This window comes from Bordetella sp. FB-8, from assembly GCF_000382185.1.
Classification (GTDB): Bacteria; Pseudomonadota; Gammaproteobacteria; order Burkholderiales; family Burkholderiaceae_B; genus Bordetella.
The window spans coordinates 1,729,638-1,747,022 of record NZ_KB907784.1; the positions used below are offsets into that span (position 1 = coordinate 1,729,638).

12 protein-coding genes are annotated in these 17,385 nt (G+C 63.1%); 4 read left to right on the forward strand and 8 right to left on the reverse strand.

Going from position 1 to position 17,385, the window contains the following annotated elements:
• Positions 1-43: 43 nt before the first annotated feature.
• The 3 genes from bglX to H143_RS0108275 all read left to right on the forward strand — a co-directional run bounded on the left by bglX (position 44) and on the right by H143_RS0108275 (position 4,605).
• Positions 44-2,350: a beta-glucosidase BglX gene (gene bglX, locus H143_RS0108265; protein WP_019937764.1), complete on the forward strand. Its 2,307-nt coding sequence runs from the start codon at positions 44-46 to the stop codon at positions 2,348-2,350.
• Between the two features lie 361 nt (positions 2,351-2,711).
• Positions 2,712-3,845: an acyltransferase gene (locus H143_RS20250; RefSeq protein WP_051094472.1), complete on the forward strand. Its 1,134-nt coding sequence runs from the start codon at positions 2,712-2,714 to the stop codon at positions 3,843-3,845.
• A 10-nt stretch (positions 3,846-3,855) separates the two neighbouring features.
• Positions 3,856-4,605, forward strand: coding sequence for an FkbM family methyltransferase (locus tag H143_RS0108275; protein ID WP_019937766.1), 750 nt, complete (start codon positions 3,856-3,858; stop codon positions 4,603-4,605).
• Here H143_RS0108275 and H143_RS0108280 read toward each other — a convergent pair.
• Genes H143_RS0108280 through H143_RS0108290 form a run of 3 tightly spaced genes read right to left on the reverse strand, consistent with a single transcriptional unit; the run spans position 4,589 to position 7,820 of the window.
• The gene (locus H143_RS0108280) at positions 4,589-5,716 is read right to left on the reverse strand and encodes a hypothetical protein (RefSeq protein ID WP_019937767.1); all 1,128 of its coding nucleotides are present in this window, start codon (positions 5,714-5,716) and stop codon (positions 4,589-4,591) included. The two genes, H143_RS0108275 and H143_RS0108280, sit on opposite strands and share 17 nt — an antisense overlap.
• A gap of 4 nt (positions 5,717-5,720) precedes the next feature.
• A complete protein-coding gene (locus H143_RS0108285) occupies positions 5,721-7,130 on the reverse strand; it encodes an MBOAT family protein (protein ID WP_019937768.1) in 1,410 nt (469 codons plus the stop codon).
• Positions 7,131-7,145: 15 nt separating this feature from the next.
• Positions 7,146-7,820, reverse strand: a complete 675-nt coding sequence (locus H143_RS0108290) for an SGNH/GDSL hydrolase family protein (protein ID WP_019937769.1) — start codon at positions 7,818-7,820, stop codon at positions 7,146-7,148.
• A gap of 60 nt (positions 7,821-7,880) precedes the next feature.
• On the opposite strand from H143_RS0108290, the gene H143_RS20255 reads away from it, so the two are divergent.
• Positions 7,881-8,741, forward strand: a complete 861-nt coding sequence (locus H143_RS20255) for a polysaccharide deacetylase family protein (protein WP_019937770.1) — start codon at positions 7,881-7,883, stop codon at positions 8,739-8,741.
• 31 nt (positions 8,742-8,772) lie between these two features.
• On the opposite strand, the gene H143_RS0108300 is transcribed toward H143_RS20255, so the two are convergent.
• From H143_RS0108300 to bcsB, 5 genes are read right to left on the reverse strand one after another with little or no spacing between them, the layout of a single operon-like run.
• Entirely contained in the window at positions 8,773-9,444 is a 672-nt protein-coding gene (locus H143_RS0108300) for an alginate O-acetyltransferase AlgF (RefSeq protein ID WP_019937771.1), read from the reverse strand.
• Complete coding sequence (locus H143_RS0108305; protein ID WP_033365427.1) at positions 9,441-10,106, reverse strand: hypothetical protein; 666 nt, start codon at positions 10,104-10,106, stop codon at positions 9,441-9,443. The genes H143_RS0108300 and H143_RS0108305 overlap by 4 nt, the downstream gene beginning before the upstream one ends.
• A gap of 39 nt (positions 10,107-10,145) precedes the next feature.
• Positions 10,146-10,820 (reverse strand): SGNH/GDSL hydrolase family protein, encoded by a 675-nt coding sequence (locus H143_RS0108310; RefSeq protein ID WP_019937773.1) that lies wholly within the window; start codon positions 10,818-10,820, stop codon positions 10,146-10,148.
• Between the two features lie 26 nt (positions 10,821-10,846).
• Positions 10,847-14,845 carry a cellulose biosynthesis protein BcsC gene (locus H143_RS0108315; protein WP_019937774.1) on the reverse strand — a complete coding sequence of 1,333 codons (3,999 nt, stop codon included), beginning with the start codon at positions 14,843-14,845 and terminating at the stop codon, positions 10,847-10,849.
• 19 nt (positions 14,846-14,864) lie between these two features.
• The gene (gene bcsB, locus H143_RS20260) at positions 14,865-17,384 is read right to left on the reverse strand and encodes a cellulose biosynthesis cyclic di-GMP-binding regulatory protein BcsB (protein ID WP_231378478.1); all 2,520 of its coding nucleotides are present in this window, start codon (positions 17,382-17,384) and stop codon (positions 14,865-14,867) included.
• Position 17,385: the final 1 nt, after the last annotated feature.

Here is a 17,385-nt window from a genome sequence, read left to right on the forward strand (position 1 = left end):
CTAAATCGCCGGCTTTGTCCGCGCATTTTCTTCTTGCACATCTATGAACCGGCTCTACACGCTTGGTGTCTTGTTGATCGGTCTGGCTGGCGCGTTTGCCGCGGCGCCCCTTGCCGTCGCGCAGCCTTCGCCTGCCTTCATCGCCAAGCGCGAGGCCTTCATCGACCAGCTCATGAAGCGCATGACCGTCCAGGAAAAAATAGGCCAGCTGCGCCTGCGCAGCCTGGAGGCGGGCGCGCATCCCGATCGAGCCGGCTTCGAGAAAGAGATCAGCGACGGTCGCGTGGGCGGCATCTTCAACACGGTTGTCCGCCCCGACATCCGCGTGCTGCAGGAAGCGGCCATGCGCAGCCGCCTGAAGATTCCCTTGTTCTTCTCGTTCGATGTCATTCACGGGCAGCGCACCCTATTTCCCGTCGGGCTGGGGCTGGCTTCGACCTGGGACTTGGACGCCGTCCACACCATGGGGCGCATTTCGGCCATCGAAGCCAGCGCTGACGGCTTGAACCTGACGTATTCGCCCATGGTCGACATTTCGCGCGATCCGCGCTGGGGCCGAAATTCTGAGGGCTTCGGCGAAGACACGTACCTGACTTCCAGGATCGGCGCCGCCCTGGTGAAGGCCTATCAGGGCGACGACCCCTCCCAGCCGGGCCACATCATGGCCACGGTCAAGCACTTCGCCCTGTACGGCGCCGTCGAGGGCGGGCGCGACTACAACACCGTGGACATGAGCCCGCAGCGTATGTACCAGGATTATTTCCCGCCCTACAAGGCGGCCATCGACGCCGGAGCGGCCGCGGTGATGATCGCCCTCAACAGCGTCAACGGCGAACCCGCCACGTCGGACAAATGGCTGCTGCAGGACGTGCTGCGCAAAGAGTGGGGTTTCAAGGGCATTACCATCAGCGATCACGGTGCGATCATGGAACTGATCAAGCACGGCGTGGCCGCTGACGGCGAGGACGCCGCGCGCAAGGCTGTCCAGGCGGGTACCGACATGAGCATGAGCGACACGATTTACGGCACCAATCTCATGCCTTTGCTCAAGAGCGGCAAGATCGGCATGGCCGACATTGATCGGGCCTGCCGCGACGTGCTGCGCGTCAAGTACGACCTGGGTCTTTTCAAGGACCCCTACCGCAACATCGGCACGGCGGCGGACGATTTGCCCGACTCTTTCGCCGAGAGCCGCCTGCATCGTCCCGCGGCGCGCGAGGTGGCGCGCGAGAGCCTGGTATTGCTCAAGAACCAGGGCTCGGTCCTGCCGCTGAAGAAGGCCGGCACCATCGCCCTGGTCGGCCCGCTGGCCGACGACCAGGTCGACATGATGGGCAATTGGGCCGGCGCCGGTCGCGCTTCCCAGACCATTACCTTGCGGCAAGGCATCCAGAACATCGTGGGCGGCAAGGTGCGCCTGATCTATGCCAAGGGTTCGGACATCACCGACGATCCCGACATGGTCAAGTACCTCAATCTGTACAAGAACGACGTGCAGGTCGACGGGCGCAGCGAAGCGGACATGGTCAAGGAGGCCGTCGATGCCGCCAGGCAGGCCGACGTTATCGTGGCCGCGGTAGGCGAGTCGCAGGGCATGGCCCACGAGGCGTCCAGCCGCAGCGACATCACCATACCGCCCGTGCAGGAACGCCTGCTCAAGGCCCTGAAGGCGACCGGCAAGCCCCTGATCATCGTGTTGATGAACGGCCGTCCGCTGGCGCTGCCATGGGAAGCCGAGAATGCCGACGCGATGCTCGAAACCTGGTTCTCCGGCACCGAAGGCGGGAACGCCATCGCCGACGTGCTGTTCGGCGACATGAATCCCTCGGGCAAGCTGCCCGTGACCTTTCCGCGAGCGGTGGGTCAGATCCCGTTGTACTACAACCATCTGCCCACTGGCCGGCCTTTCGACCCGGCCCATCCCGACAAGTACACCTCGCGCTACTTCGACATCACCAACGGTCCGCTCTATCCCTTCGGCTACGGCCTGAGTTACACGAATTTCTCCGTTTCCGACATTAAGCTGTCGGCGCCTACGATGAAGGCCGGCGGCATGCTCAAGGCCAGCGTCACCGTTACCAATACGGGTGATCGCGAAGGCGCGACGGTGGTGCAGCTCTATCTGAACCAGCCCGTGGCGTCGATCAGCCGTCCGGTACAAGAGCTGCGAGGCTTTCGCCGCATCGATCTGAAGCCCGGCCAGTCGCGCGAAGTGAGCTTCGACATTACCGATGACGATCTGGCTTTCTACAACCAGCAGATCAAGCGCGTGGTCGAGCCTGGAAAATTCAACGTTTACGTCGGCTTGGACTCCGCTTCGGTGAAGGCGACGAATTTCTATCGGCTTTAAAACGCATGTTTGCATACAGCGTGTTGCCGGTTCCGGCGTTTGGGTTAGGTTTGTGCGCCTGGTTGAGCGGCCCGGGCCTAGATTCGCCTGCCCTGAATTTTTCTTCTTTTTCTAGACCTCGATCATGCAAGCCATTAGAGATTTGTTGGCGGGTGCGGCGGCCGCGATTCTGCTGTCTGGCTGCATTGACGTACGACGATGATTGGCATCATCACTATCCTCCCGCAGGCGCGTCAATGCGATTCAAGCCGCTCGGCCCGCTTATTGATCAGACTATTCCTAGTGGATCGGGGGGGGGCGAGATACACTTGGTCATTGAATCGATGGTGCCGCGATCGCCCAGTACTCTCTGATGACCGACATGGCCACCTCTGCGCAATCCGGTCGTCTCGGCCACATTGATGCCATGCGTGCGCTTGCTGTGTTGCTGGTGCTGTGGACGCACTACGCGGAACTCTACGCGCCGATAGCCGGCGCGCACCAATGGCTCGACACGCTCCAGCGGGTCGTGGATTTCGGCCGCATCGGCGTGGTGATGTTCTTCTGCATCAGCGGCGTGTTGATCCCGACCAGCCTGCGCGGCCAGCCTGGCGGCGGCACGCGGCGGTTTCTCGTGCGCCGCTTCTTCCGGCTGTACCCGGCGTTCTGGGTGTCGGTGCCGCTTGGGTATCTGGTGTATTGGACGCTGTTCGGAAATCATCTGAGCGGCGCGGGTCTCGTGGCGAACTTGACGATGATCCCGACCGCTTTCGGCGCCCAACAGGTGATGGGTCTTTACTGGACGCTAGAGACCGAACTGTATTTTTATGTGCTGTGCCTCGTGCTGTTTTGGCTGGGCGTGCTGCATCGGATGCGCGGCCTGCTGCTTACGAGCGCCGTATTGCTTGCCGCATTCGTCATTGCCGCCATGCTGCACGTGATACCGGACGCCGCTCCTGGACAGTACAAGGGCATGCTGTACCACCTTGCCATCATGTTCTGGGGCGCGTGTTTTCGGCAGGCTTATGTTACCCCCGCCGCGCGCATAGGATTCAGGCTAGGCAAATGGGGCCTGACGCTCACGTACCGCGCGGCGGTCACGCTGCTTGCTGCGCTGATCGCGGCCGTTGCGTTGCTGATGGCCGCGGTCTACTGGCATCGGCACGACGATGCGCATGTGTTCGTGTCGATCAGCTATATCACGGGTATGGGCCTTTTCGCATTGTTTGCGACAGTGCTCAAGATACGCGTGCGTTTTCTGGTGTGGCTCGGCGAAATCAGCTATTCGGTCTATCTATTACATGGGATTCCGGCCTATCTGCTGTTCTGGTTCTGCCTGGTGCACGGCCTGGTGGGCGCACCGCTCGACATCTATATGGCGGCTCCGCTACCCGTGGCGATTGCCTTGTCGTGGGCCTGCTATCGTTTCATCGAGTTAAAGGGTATTGCGTTTGCCCGTCGGCTTACCTCAGGCGCTGAGGAAACCGGAAAGCGCGGCCTGAGATACGAAAAATAAAGGGAAAATAGTGCTGAACTCTATTGTGCGGAGCATAGCTAGAATAAAACAGGGATTTATCGATCCCCTGCGGCTCTATGCAAAATGGGAGCAGACTCACCTGAGAAGGCTTCTGGCGTATCTGGAAGTCGATTGCGTTTTTGACATTGGTGCCAATCAAGGTCAATACGCCATGATGCTCAGAAAACAGGCGGGGTTCAAGGGGTATATCTTTTCGTTCGAACCCAACCCGGATCAAGCCGCCCTCGCGCGCAAGCGTGCCGAGGGCGATGATAAATGGATTGTCAGCGAACTGGCGATTTCCGATCGGGACGGAACTGCCGAATTCAATGTGATGCAGGCGGATCAATTCAGTTCGCTGAGCACCCCCTCCCATGAAGACGTCAAACTGTTCACCGAGATGAACGCCATCCGTAAGACCATTACCGTGCAAACGGAGCGTCTCGAGACGGCTTTGCGCAGACTCCAGGCTGAATACGGATTTGCGAGGCCTTTCCTGAAAATGGATACCCAGGGGTACGACGTCAAGGTCGTCAAAGGTTCCTCGGAGAGCGTGCGCGAATTCCTCGGCTTGCAGAGTGAACTGGCGATCGTCAAAACCTATGCGGATTCCGTGGATTTCAGGGAGGCGATCACGGAGTACGAAAACCACGGCTTTACGCTCAGCGCATTTGTGCCGAATAATTCCGGCCACTTTCCGATCTTGGTGGAAGTCGATTGCATAATGGTCAGGTCCGACTGCGCTATTTCGGCACTGTGACAGCGTCCTGGGCCTCCAGCGGCGACTGTAGATCCCGCTCGTCCAATTCCCACACGATGAGCTTGGGCGGCGTCTGGGCATAGGCAGTACTGGTGAAATAGGCTTGCGCCGATCCGCCGAACTTGCCGCCGTCGCGCGCGAAATTTCCCACGCCCGTTCCCAATGCCAGCGCGAGCTGGGGTACGAAATCGGACGTGGTTGAATACGAAGTGCCTATCACCGCGACATTCGGCAGGTCTTCGTCGCCGAACAGATCGTCAGCCGAGGAGGCCGCCTTGGCCACTGGAATGTAGCGGCGGCTGGCCACGATCTCGGGCGCTGGCTGCCAGGAAGGCGGCAGGTCGTCCAGCCCGGCTAGGCGTACCAGGTCGCCCGGCCGGCGCGCCGCAGGCTCGTCTTCGACCCGATAACCGGCCTTGCTCGAACCCAGAGGCACGCCCATGGCGCGGATGCGCTTGGCCACGGTCCGCGCCGCGGCGCCGGCTCCGTCCTGCGTCCAGTGCGTGTCGGTGCGGAAAAATGCGTCGCCCGGCACACTGCGCAGCGCCGCGCTCAGGTCAACGGCCGGCACGCCTTCGGCGGTCAGGCGCGATAGCCAATCGTCCAGGCGTGAATTCAGCGAGGCCGGGCGGTACAGGCTGCACAGATGCTGCTGCTCGATGCGCGACTTGTCGGGCACCACGGCGACGAGCAACGCAATGCCATGCCGAGCCAGCGCGCGCTGTACGGCGGAGACTGTCGCAGCGCGCGTGTCCAGATGACTATCGCCATCGGCATACACGTTCAGTTCGTCGCGCAGGAAGAGCCAGCCAGGGCAGCCCTGCCGCACGCGCGGCCCCAGGTCGCGCAGCGTCAGCCAGCTCAGCGCGCGCTGCGTGCGAGCCGCAGCGGAAGCAAGCGGCGTGTTGGCCATGCGTGCGGCAAGTTCTTTCGACACCTTGCCGTCCAGAATACTGGCCTTGGTCGCGGCCTGAGGCAGCAGCGCCCTGGTTGCCGATGCGAACCAGATATTGGAAACCAGGCCCCCGAACATGAAGACCATCAACGCGACAGCTGCGATCTTGCCGGCGCCCGTGGCGGGCAATTGAGGTAGCGGCTTGGGATCTTCCATGGCGTCAGAATTGGAAGTAGAGGAAAGGCACCGAACCGCGCGCGGCGATCAGCCCGAACGACAGCAGGAAACCCGCCAGCGGCCACGCAGCCTGCCACAGCCGGCGCAGCGCCGTGTCGGGCAGGCTCTCCCAGCGCTGTTGCCACAACGGCAGCAGCACGCAAACGATGCCCAGGCCGGCAGCCAGAGCATGCAACGGCCGCAGCAGCACGTGTATTCCATCGCTCAGGCCTATGCCGTTCAAGCCGAATTGACCGCGGTACATGGCCATGGCCGCGTGAAAGCCCACCGCGCGGAAAAGCGTCCAGGCCAGCATGACGAAAACCAGCGTCAACACATGCGATAGCCACGATGGCACAGCCGGCATGCCGAAATTGCGCCACAGACGCGCCACCATCAGTGCCACGCCATGTGCGATGCCCCAGAGCAGGAAGTTCCAGCTGTCGCCGCCGTGCCAAAGACCGGCGATGGCCATGGTCAGCAGCACATTGCGGTAAGCCCGCCATTCGCCATGGCGGTTGCCGCCCATTGGTATGTACAGGTAGTCGCGTATCCAGCTCGACAAGGAGATGTGCCAGCGGCGCCAGAAGTCCTGGATGCTACTGGCCAGGTAGGGGTGGTTGAAGTTCTCGGGAAATCGGAAGCCCAGCATTTGGCCCAGGCCTATGGCCATGGCGCTATAGCCCGCGAAGTCGAAAAAAAGCTGCAGCGTGTAGAAGCCGCAGCCTAGCCAAGCATCGGCCAGCGTGGGCGAGTGCAAGGAGAAAATGGCGTCGACGATGGGCGAGAGCGTATCGGCCACCAGCACTTTCATGCTCATGCCCACCATCAGCCGCCGCGCGCCGGCGGTGAAACCGTCCCAGCCTACCGTGCGCGAAACCAGCTCGCGCTTGACCCAGGCATAGCGAATGATAGGCCCGGCGATCAGGTGCACGAACATGCCCTGGTACGCCCCGTAGCGGATGACGCTGTGGTCGGCCTGCACGGTGCCGCGCTGCACGTCGATCAGGTAGGAGATGGATTGCAGCACGATGAAGGACAGCCCGATGGGCAGCACGACGCGCTGCCAGGCGATGGGTCCCGCGTGGCCCAGCGCCAGCACGCTGTCCAGGCTGTCGACCACGATGTTGGCGTACTTGTACCAGCACAGAGTCAGGACATTGACGATGATGAAGAACGCCAACCAGCAGCCCCGCGCGCGCCGGCTGGGCGCCTTGTCGATAACCATTCCGCCCAGCCAGCCCCAAAAGGTCAGGGCGATGAAAAGCAGCAGGAAGACCGGGCTCCACCAGCCGTAGAAAAACCAGCTGCAAAAAAGCAATACGCCATTGCGCCAGCGTGCTGGCGACAGGACGTAGATCGCCAGGAAGACTGGCAGGAACAGCGTCAGGAATTCAAGGGACGCAAAGACCATGTACAGACTCTCGGCTTATTTCTTCTTCGCGCTTGTTTGAACGAGCTGCCGGACGGCGGAAAGCTTCACGATGGCCTGCGCGATGTCCGCGCCCCAGTACTTGTAGCCCAGCGGCGTCAGATGCACCCCATCGATCGTCACCCATTGGCCGGGCTTGGAAAACGTCAGCGAATCGACATAGCTGCAGGGCGCGACATTGGCCGCCAGGAATGACGAGAGATATTTCACCCGGGCATAGGTTTTGCCGTACTTGCCGCCCTCGGATCCCCAGGCCGGCCCCACCCAGACGCAGGCGGTCTTGTGCGCAGCCAGGTTGCGGGTCAGGGCCGTGACCTGCTGCCAGGCCCAGGCCTTGGGGAAATCGTCCTTGCCATAGCCACTTATTGTGTCGCCCAGTACGATGACGACGAGGTTGGCTTTGTCGGCGGCGATCAACTGATCGACCGGCACGGTCTTGGCGTTGGAGAGCTTGATCAGCGGCGCCTTGCCGCTGCGCTTGGCGCCGCCGCAGGTGCCCGGCACGGAACTCACCCAGTCGCCCGGATTGCTGCCGCATACCCCCAAGGTATGCACTTGCGCGCCGTCCGCGATCAAGCGATCCTGCAGCGAGTCGATGAGATAGCCGGGAGAACTCAAATGGCTGTCGCCTATCATGAGTATGCTCAGGCCGGCGAGAACTGAAGCAATCATGGCCCCTCTCCTGAATTAAAATGTCCGGATTCCCTACCCGCGCCTTTCCGAGCAGCCGACATGCAGATTCTTTCGACGCTTTCGCACATGCAGGCTGCTGCGCTGGGCCGCCGCGTATTGGTGGTGTTGCTGCTCTGCCTGTTGCCCTGGACGGCCTGGGCGCAAAGCATGGCGATCACGTTCGACGACGGACTCGATCCGCGCGTCGAACCGCGCGCGGTTCGGTGGAACGCCACCATACTCGATGCGCTGGCCAAGCACCACGTGCGTGCCATGTTCTTCCCGGCCGGCGTCGTGGTGGACAGCCCTGGAGGGCTGGCGCTGGTGCGCGCCTGGGGCCAGGCTGGCCACGCCATTGGCAACCATACCTACAGCCATCAAGGCTTTCTCGACACCGAGTCGCCCGAAGACTTTATGCAGGACGTGATGCATGAGCAGGCATTGCTGGGCAAGATGCCCGGCTGGTGCCCGCGCCTGCGCTTTCCCTATCTCAATGAAGGCAACACGCCCGAACGCCGCAATCAGCTGCTCCAATTGCTGGCCCAGCATGGCTACGGCGAAGCGCCGGTCACCATCGCCATCGACGATTGGAATTACAGCGAACGCTACCTGGCCGCGCTCAAGCGCAACCCCGCCCTGGACATCGCGCCCTATCGCAAGGCTCTCCTCGAACGCCTGAAGCAGGAAGCCGACAAGCAGGCGGCATACTGGCGCCGGCAGCTGGGCCGCAGCCCAGTGCATGTGCTGTTGCTGCACACCAATGGGCTGAACGCGGCCCTGCTGCCCGATATTTTGTCGATGTTCGAAGCCGACGGCTGGACTTTCGTCGACCCGGCCCAGGCCTTTACCGACTACATCTACCAGCGCGGCTACCCCGCCAACGGTGCCCTGGTGCCGATTCCCGTTCCTGCCTGCCGCTGACGCGCCGCGCCTTGCCCCCGGGGCCCGGCGCTTAGTGCGCCACCGTATCGGTCGCATAGAAGATCCGCGAGCTCTGTCCTGCCGGAACGAGAAATACCGTATACCGTTGGCCGGCCACGAGCGTGCCCAGATTCAGCGGCTGGCCGACGGGCCGGCCGCCGCAGTTCAACTGCACGCTCAAGGCGACCGGATTGATCTGGCGCCGCTTGCTTTGCCCTTCGGGTACCTGGTCCAGCAGCACGATGTCGCGCCCCGCAACCTTCAAGGCGGGAGTGGCGCAATGGGCGTCGAGATTGTAGAGCGCCACCGAGGCCTTGAGCGCGTTGAAGTCGTCCGGCTTCTCGCGCACCGTCACGATGTCCAGCCCTTTGTTGGCGTCATCCAGCGCGATCAGGCTGATGAACTCGCCGGGCTGCGCCGTGGCGGAGACCTTCTTCTGGCTCGCCTGGCCGCGCGTCATCGTGCCCGCGATGGGTTTGCCCGCGGCGATGGGCAGGAAGTCGGAGGCCGGCTTGGCGGCATCCAGCGTCAGGCGCGCGTTCGACCCCTGCGCGGTCACCTCCACCGGCTGCGAACCGCCGTTGACGAAACGGACGAAGGATGAATCCTCCGCGGGGCCGGTTGGGTACAGCGCAATATCGGCCGCCAACGCCGTAGTCGGCAGTATCGCGGACAGGAGGAGGCTGGACAGGATTTTTTTCATTGTTTTTTCAAGTTGAGAACGACAGGTGAGGCTTGCAGGGCGGCAACGATGTCCTTGGCCCAAGAGGCATAGCCCGACATCAGGTAGTGTTCTCCGTCCCGCGTCTGCCACTGTCCGGGTTTGGCGAATTTCGTGGAATCGATGTAGGCGCAAGGCGCGACGTTATCCGCCAGAAATGCGTTCAATTCCCTGACCCGATCGTCGCTCTTGGCGAATTGCCCCCCGTTGTTGCCCCACCCCGGCCCCACCCAGACACAGGCCGTATGTGTGGCAGCGACGGCCTTGGTCAGGCTGGTAACCTGCTGCCAGGCCCAGGCCTTGGGAAAGGCGGCCTTGTCATAGGAGCCCATGGTATCGCCCTCGACGATGACCAGCAGGTTGGGCCTGTCGGCCTGGATCAACTGGGCGATGGGCGTGGTATGGGCCTCGGTCCCCAGCACCACGGCCGGACGGCGGTCGACCTGGTCGGCGCCACAGACGACCGACGTGGTCTTGATCCAGTCTCCCGGGGGGGCGCCGCAAGCGCCGATCGAGTGGACGTGCGCGGCACCCGCGGCCAGCAGATCCTTCTGGAGCGGCTCGCGCAGATATTGGGACAAAGATAGATGGCTCTCGCCTACGACCAGTAGAGAAAGCCCCAACAAGGCGGAAGCTACGGGCATGGAGACTCCGAATGATGGGTTGTATGGCCGTGCGCGGCGTCAATGCTTAGCGTGTTGGACAAGCTGCTGAACCATGGGAAGTTTGACGAGTGCCTGCTCGATGTCGGCGCCCCAGTACTTGTAGCCCGTGACCGTCAAGTGCTGGCCATCTACCGTGGCCCATTGGCCGGGCTTGGAAAACGTGAGCGAATCGATGTATTGGCAAGGCGCGACGTTGGCCGCCAGGAAAGACGAGAGCAGCTTCACACGTGAGAACGTCTTGTGGTATTTGCCGCCCTCGGTGCCCCAGTTGGGGCCCACCCAAACACAGGCCGTCTTGTTCGCAGCCAGATCCTTGGTGAGGGCCGTTACCTGCTGCCAGGCCCAGACCTTGGGGAAATCGTCCTTGCCATATCCCCCTATGGTGTCGCCCATGACGATGACGACCAGATTGGCCTTGCTGGCGGCGATCAGTTGATCGACGGGCTTGGTCCTGGCCTCGCGCTGCGCGGCCCCTGGCGCCTTGCCGTTGCGCACGACTCCGCCGCACGTGCCGGGCACGGAACTCACCCAGTCGCCCGGTATGCTGCCGCAGACGCCATAAGAGCTTACCTGGGCGCCATCGGAGATCAGACGGTCTTGCAAGGTATCGGAGAGATAGCCTGGTTCCCCTACGCCTAATTGACTGTCGCCGACGATGAGGATGCTCAGGCCAGCGAGAATGGAAGCAAGCATGACTCTATTGTTCCTGAAAATAGCGTTTATTGGTTGTTGCTGTAGGGGGACTGGTACGACATGACCGGAAGGTCCATGGCCTGCGTCTGCGGATAGAAGCTGTAGCGCAGGTACAGGCCCGCCGCCCACTGCCGGTAGCCCGATGCGTTATTCAGTCCTGCCATTGCGCCCATGGTCAGATGGTTGCTGAAGCGGTACTCCGCCGCGGCAGATAGGTTGTAGCCTACGCCGGTCGAGGACTGCGAGGGATGGACCGCGCCGTCGGCCAAACCCAGAGCGCTGGCGGCCGAAACGGCCGCGAGTTGCATGGCGCTATTGGTCGGGTAGTACGGCGAGCTGCTCTGGTTGTAGTGTTGCAGGCCCAAGGCGCCTTGCAGCTTGTAGCTCCAGAGACCCGAACGCTCCGCCCAGGTCACCGGCACGCTCAGCGAGTAGAACTGCTGCGGGCTGAAGTAGCCGCCGTTGCCGTAGGTAAAGGCGTTTTCGTTCTTGTTGTAGAACATCCCGCCCAGGTTCACTCCGACGGACAGCATGCGGTTGTCGGTACGCTGCAGGTACTTGTAGGCGCCAACCCCGATTTCAGCGGCGGTGTTGGACGCGACATTCTTGCCGTTCAGGTACTTCACCGATCCGTAGCCGTAGATACCGTAATCCTGATTGTCCACGCCGAACGAACCGCGCACTCCTGTCGCCGTGACGCCGCCCCAGGTCAATCCGGTACGCGGATCGCGTGAACCGGCAAAAGAGGTAATGCTGTCGGTCACGGCCCGGCGCGATAGGTCCACGCTATACCAACTGCCCTGGCTCGGATTGATGGCACCCTTGAGCTTGACGCCGCCGACGATATTGGTCACCTGGAAACCCAGCGGGGTGGTGCCGATGTCGGCCATCCAGTTCTTGGCTTCGTAGCCCACCGCCAGGCCGAATCCATGGGCGCTCTGCGAACCCACCGGACCCAGCCCCTGGCGCAAGGCGATCGGGCCGCTGCCGAACTGGCTGCTGCTGTAGACGTCGGAGCCTGGTGTGCCGCTCTCGAGCTGAACCGGTGTCACGCGCAGGGACAGCTTGCCGTTGCCCACCGGAATCAGGCCTTCCAGGGGTTCCTGTATGTCGGTCAACTGGCTGGTGCCGTTGGCACCGTTGTTCGACGAGACGAACAGGCCCCCCCGGATTTCGGGCGAGTTCTGCGCGCGGATGTCGCTCAACTCCCTGCGCATGGAATCCAGCGATGACGGATCGTCCGGTCCCGTTATCGTGACCTTGTCCTGCGACGCTTGCGTGTCGATGGGCGTGCCCGGCACGGACGGATGGGAAGACGAACGCAAGGACGAGCGGCCGTAAGGCGCCGCCGACGCCACGACAGGCGGGCCGCTGTTCGCGGAAGCCATCCCCGATGCTACGCGCTGACTGGCAAAAGGATTGGCGCTGGCTTGAGACTGAGCGCCGCGGGAGTCTGCAAAAGGATTGCTCCCCACGGCGATGCCGCCGCCATCTGCTATCGCATCCGGTTGTCCCGACTGCCCTAAGCGCTTTTCCTTGGCCGCGATGGCCGATTCCAGCAGCGACTGCGCCTGGCCGGTCTTGCCCTGCATGGCGTAGATACGCGCGGCGCCGGCCAGTATGTCGGGATCGCCCGGCGCCTGGGAAATGGCCTGATTCAGCGCCGTATCCGCTGCCCCGTAGTTGTCGGCCTGCGTTGCCGCCAGCGCCACGCCCAGTTGCAAGCCCGGATTGCCGGGGTCGTTCTTCAAGGCCTGCTGGTAGAGGGACAGCGCCTTGTCGTACTTGCCGTCGGCGGCGTACATGCGCGCCAGTGCGGCCGTGGCCAGGCTATCGTTGGGCCGTTTGGCCAGGACTGGCGCCAGCGTGTCGTAGGCGCCCGCCAGATCGCCGCGTTGGCGCTGCGCATCGGCCTGCCGTACGATGTAGAGGTAGTTCAGATCGTTCAGCTGGCTGCGTTCGTCTGCCGTCAGGGTCCGGCCCTGAAGCTGGTGTATCACGCTCGCCGCCTGGGCGTCGTGGCCGGTCTTGAGCAGCAGGCCCGCGTAAGGCAGCAACACGTCGGGACGGCTGCCTTGCAGGCCGTTGGCCATCTGCGTGCGCAGCAAGCTGAAGCCGTGCTCGGTATCTCCCGCGTCGACATAGGCCTGGGCAAGGCTGCCCAGCATCGCCGGGTTGTGTCCCGCCGCGGGTTCGAGCGTGGTCAACAAGGCCCGTGCGTCCTGCGTATTCCCGTCGAGAGCCATTTTGTCCGCTTTGGCCACCTGGATCTGGAAGGCCACTTGCTGTCCAGTGGCCACCATGGCCGGCGTGCGCGCCGACGCGGGAACCCGTGCCAGCGTATCCTGGGCCTTGGCCCAATCGCCCATCTGCATCGCGAAGAGCGCGCTGGCATAGAGGACATCCGGATCGTCCGGGTTAGAGGCCAACATACCGTCGACGAGCGACTGTGCCTTGTCCCGCCTGCCGTTCTTCAGATCGAAGCGTGCCAGGTCTAGGCGTATCCAGGGGTTGCTGGGGTCTTCACGTTGCGCCTGGTTCAGCGCCAGGCGGGCGCCGGCCAGGTCGCCGCGCTGCTCGGCGGCCTTGGCCCGGCCGGCGGCGACGGCGGCCCGCAGGCGGTCCATGCCGCCGATGCTGGCCTGTTGTTCGGGCGTCATCCGATTGACCCACTGCATGGCCTGATCGGCGCGGCCGCTCTGTGCCATGACGCTGACCAGGCCGTTGACGGCCTCGCGGTTGTTCGGATTCGTAGCTAATACGCCGCGGTATATTTTTTCGGCGTTGGTCAGGTCACCCTGCGCCGCGTAAAGCCGGCCCATGGCATTGCGAGCGCCCGGTTCACGCGAATCCAGCCGCACCGCCTTGTCCAGCAGTTGACGCGCCCGGCCGTAGTCGCCCGCATCTTGCAATCCATTGGCCTGATTTACCAGGGCCCAGTAGTTCGCGGAGTTCAAGGCATGGGCCCAATTGGGACCCGCATTCGGGCGCGACACGGCGCGCGCGAGTAGCGTCTGGGCCTGCGCGAGATTGTTCTGCTGCATACGCACCAGGCCCAGGCCGCCCAGCGCATCAGGGTTGCCGGGATTGTCGTGCAGCACGTCGGTGAAATTCTGCTCGGCCGTGTTGAGGTCACCACCCTTGAGCGCCGCGAAACCTCGTGTCAGCCGCGGGTCCATGGTTGGCCCGGCGTGGCCGCCGGTCAACGCCACGGCCGGCCGTGGCTCCATCATCTGATGGCGTATGGCATCGTCGTCCGGATGTTGTTTGAGATAGGCCTCGAACCAAGGTTTCTGCTGCGCGGTAGGCGGCCCTATCCACGTCAGCACGGACCGCCAGGCTTCGGTGGCCGCCCCGCCGATGTCGGGGCGGGTTGAAAGTTTTTCCAGCAGGCTGATACCGGCCGCGCGCTGCTTCTCGTCGCGTACCATGTGCTGAGCCAGCGGCAGCATGATGGCAGGGTCGTTCGGCCGCTCGGCATTAAGGCGTTGCAGGCCTTCGATAGCCTGGCTCGTGCCGCCTTTGGAATAGCCAAGATAAGTGTAGTACTCCACCGCCAGATTGCCCTGCGGCGCCCTGCCGCCCAGGGCGCGGTTGTATACCGCAATCGCCGCGTTCAGGTCGGCCGGATCGTTCTTGTTGCTGGCGTCCTGCGCCATTCGGCGCGCCTTGGCCAGCAAGGACTTGCCCGGCTCCACGGCCAGGCGTACGTCCTGATCCAGCAGGAGTACAAGACGGCTGTTCGGCGCGACCGCGCGCAGCTTGGCCAAGTAACCGTTCGCCTGCGATATCTGGTGCTTGTCGACGGCGATAGAACCCATGCCAAAGAGCGCATCTGGCTGATTGGGTTCGGTCAGCAGCAACTTGGACCAAGTCTGCGCGGCCAGGTCGTCCTTGCCCTTGGACTGCCAATAGTGGCCCTGCTTGAGCAGCGTGTTGGTCGCATCGTCCTGCGCCCATCCGGAATGGCTGACTGATGCGGCCAGCAATCCCAGGGCCCAGGCCTGACGGCGGCTTACAAACATAGGGACTCCCAAATGCTCGTCACAAGCGTTGTTCGGCCTGTTGCTTCGCCGCTTGCTGCTTCACTAGCTGCTGCTGCCGCGCGCGGGCTTGGGCTTCGGCCTCGGCCTGCCGTCGCAGATGATGGCGCCGGTAGGCCGACAAGAGAGCAATCACGATCAAGGCCAGCAGGATGATACCCAGTATCCGCAGCACCAGAGCCAGCGACAATCCCCATGTCGAAAGCCACCAGTCGACACGACGGACCAGGTCGAGCCGCCCGACGTAATACGTGTGCTCGCCCACCAGCGAATCGACAGTCTTGCCACGGATGGAGACCAGGCTGCCCTGGATGTGCTGGTTCTCGTAATCCCGGCCGCCCAACAAGGCCGACACGGCGTCCTTCAGTCCATCGGGCTGGTTGCTGGCCAGCATTACCACGCTGCGGTTCTTGCCCGTGGGCGACTCGAAACCGGCCAGCACGGCACTCACGCCAGGACTGGTATAGGCCAGAGACAGACGGCTGGGTTCGGTATCCTGGCGTGGATCCGAATGAAACCAGCCCAGCACGCGGTGCGGCAGGTCCGAGATGGAGAAGCGTGCACTATGATCGTAAGTGGCGGGCATGTTCTGCGCCCAGCCCTTGAGCCAGGCTTGGTCGGAGCCGGACGCGATCACCAGGATGTCCTTGTTGGACGGTACGGCATCAAGCCGCTGGCCCAGCAGCACCGTGACTCCGGTTGCCGGATAGCCGGTGGAGTCACCCATGTGGCCCATTACGGCCAGGTAGGCGCTGTATTCCTGAGGGCCGGCATTGCGGCCCAGCAATACGTCCGTCTCGGATAAATCGGCCAAGCGCGTGAACGGGTAGCCGGCCTGGGCAAAGACGGCCAAGTCAGGCATGGCGATGTAGTGTGGGTAATGCGTCAGGTCGATGGTTGATTTCGGATCAATCCAGCCGCGCACGTTATCGATGATGATGTCCCTGCACTCGCCCTGCTTGATGTAGTCGTACATATAGCGGAACTGAAGCTGGCTGCGCGATTTGAGCAGTTCCAGCGGCACTTGCAGCGTTGCCCGCTCCGGCAGGCTGCTGTCGGGCAGGACCTTGGCGCTCAGCTTGTCGCTGCCTTCGAGGCGTTGCAGCGAAAGTAGCGGCATCGACTTCATGAACTGGTCATTGACGCTGAACAGCAGCGAGGAGCTGAGGCTATAAGGCTGCGGTGTGTAGCGGTAGCGCAGATCGATCGGTACCTTGGGTTCGTGCCAGCCGAACAGGTCGGGAGGCACGCGCAGATTGATGCGGATGAGGTCGGGGCTGAAGCCCGTCACATTCAATTTATTGGCGTCGATCAGCTCGCCGAAAGACACCGGCCGGTCTGTGCGTAGCCAACGAGGCGCGTCATAAGGCTTGCGCGGCGCCAGGTCGGCCAACTGCGTAATGACCGCGCTCGGGCCCGATAGGGTCTGGTTGCCCGTAACCAGCGCGTTGGCCGCCTGCTTGAGTTCCTTGCCGTCGCGGCCCATCACCAGCAGCAGCTTACCGTAGGGATCGTTCGGGTTGGTCACCACCGCCAGCGTCGGACCTTGCAGCGGCGACGGCGCCAGGCCGGCCTGCGCAGCGCCCTCGACGATCACGACCGCGTTGCCCTGGGCGGGTACCGTGGACACCGAAGCCGGAAACTCAGCGCCGCGACGGCCCGCCAGCGCGCCGAACCAGGACGAGACGTCCCCGGCAGCCTCCAGCGCGGCCGAATCGGGATTGCCTTCGAATACGAAAGGCAGATGCAGCCGGCGTATGTCGTGAGAATCGAAGAAAGGCTCGGGCAGGTGAGCCAGGTCGTTGGATAATTTCAGCGGCTGGGTGGAGAGAGCCAGCGTGCTCAGATTGCTGATATTGGCCCACAGGCTGGAGTGCAACGGGTCTTCGCACTGCATTGTGTAGTGGCCGATCAATTGCAGGCGCAGCACGCTGTGCGAGGTGAACAGGTACGGCGGCAGCGGGATCGTGCGTTGCAGGCTGGTGCCTCCCGTATCCTTGGGCACGGCGATGGAAGTCGCCACCTGGTCGTTGATCAGCACATTGATGTGCGACAGATCGGGCAACAAAGCCGGCGAATAGGCATAGCGCAGGTTCAACTGCGCTCCGGTGACGACCTGGTCGTCGCGTACGCCCAAAGGCAGCGAGTCGCTGCCGTCCACGCCACGCAGGTTGAGGGGGTATTGAGCGCCCAGGCGGCGCAGCGAATAGTTCACGGTGGTGACGGGCCCCGTGTCGGAAGTGTCCGCACTCAGGCCGGGCGGCGCCGCGGGCGGTGCTGGAATATTGGCCCCTGCTGGCGCGGCAGGTGGCGCCGACGCGCCGGGCATCAGCGTGGCGGCCGAGGGCATGTCCGGCGCAGCGGCTGCAGCGGCCGGCGCGATTGCTGTCGCCGGCGGCGCCGTCTGGGCCGACGCCTGGGTGGCGAACCCGCAGCCTAGTATCAATACCGACCATGCCAGCGGCATGAGCATGCAACGCGCGGAGCGTGCCTGGGAGATATCGGGCCGACTTTTACGCATG

Coding starts and splice junctions, on each gene's coding strand:
- H143_RS0108310 (WP_019937773.1), bottom strand. CDS start 10,820: ATGCTTGCTTCCATTCTCGCTGGCCTGAGCATCCTCATCGTCGGCGAC.
- H143_RS0108315 (WP_019937774.1), bottom strand. CDS start 14,845: ATGTTTGTAAGCCGCCGTCAGGCCTGGGCCCTGGGATTGCTGGCCGCA.
- H143_RS20250 (WP_051094472.1), top strand. CDS start 2,712: ATGGCCACCTCTGCGCAATCCGGTCGTCTCGGCCACATTGATGCCATG.
- bcsB (WP_231378478.1), bottom strand. CDS start 17,384: ATGCGTAAAAGTCGGCCCGATATCTCCCAGGCACGCTCCGCGCGTTGC.
- H143_RS20255 (WP_019937770.1), top strand. CDS start 7,881: ATGCAGATTCTTTCGACGCTTTCGCACATGCAGGCTGCTGCGCTGGGC.
- H143_RS0108290 (WP_019937769.1), bottom strand. CDS start 7,820: ATGATTGCTTCAGTTCTCGCCGGCCTGAGCATACTCATGATAGGCGAC.
- H143_RS0108280 (WP_019937767.1), bottom strand. CDS start 5,716: ATGGAAGATCCCAAGCCGCTACCTCAATTGCCCGCCACGGGCGCCGGC.
- bglX (WP_019937764.1), top strand. CDS start 44: ATGAACCGGCTCTACACGCTTGGTGTCTTGTTGATCGGTCTGGCTGGC.
- H143_RS0108285 (WP_019937768.1), bottom strand. CDS start 7,130: ATGGTCTTTGCGTCCCTTGAATTCCTGACGCTGTTCCTGCCAGTCTTC.
- H143_RS0108305 (WP_033365427.1), bottom strand. CDS start 10,106: ATGCCCGTAGCTTCCGCCTTGTTGGGGCTTTCTCTACTGGTCGTAGGC.
- H143_RS0108300 (WP_019937771.1), bottom strand. CDS start 9,444: ATGAAAAAAATCCTGTCCAGCCTCCTCCTGTCCGCGATACTGCCGACT.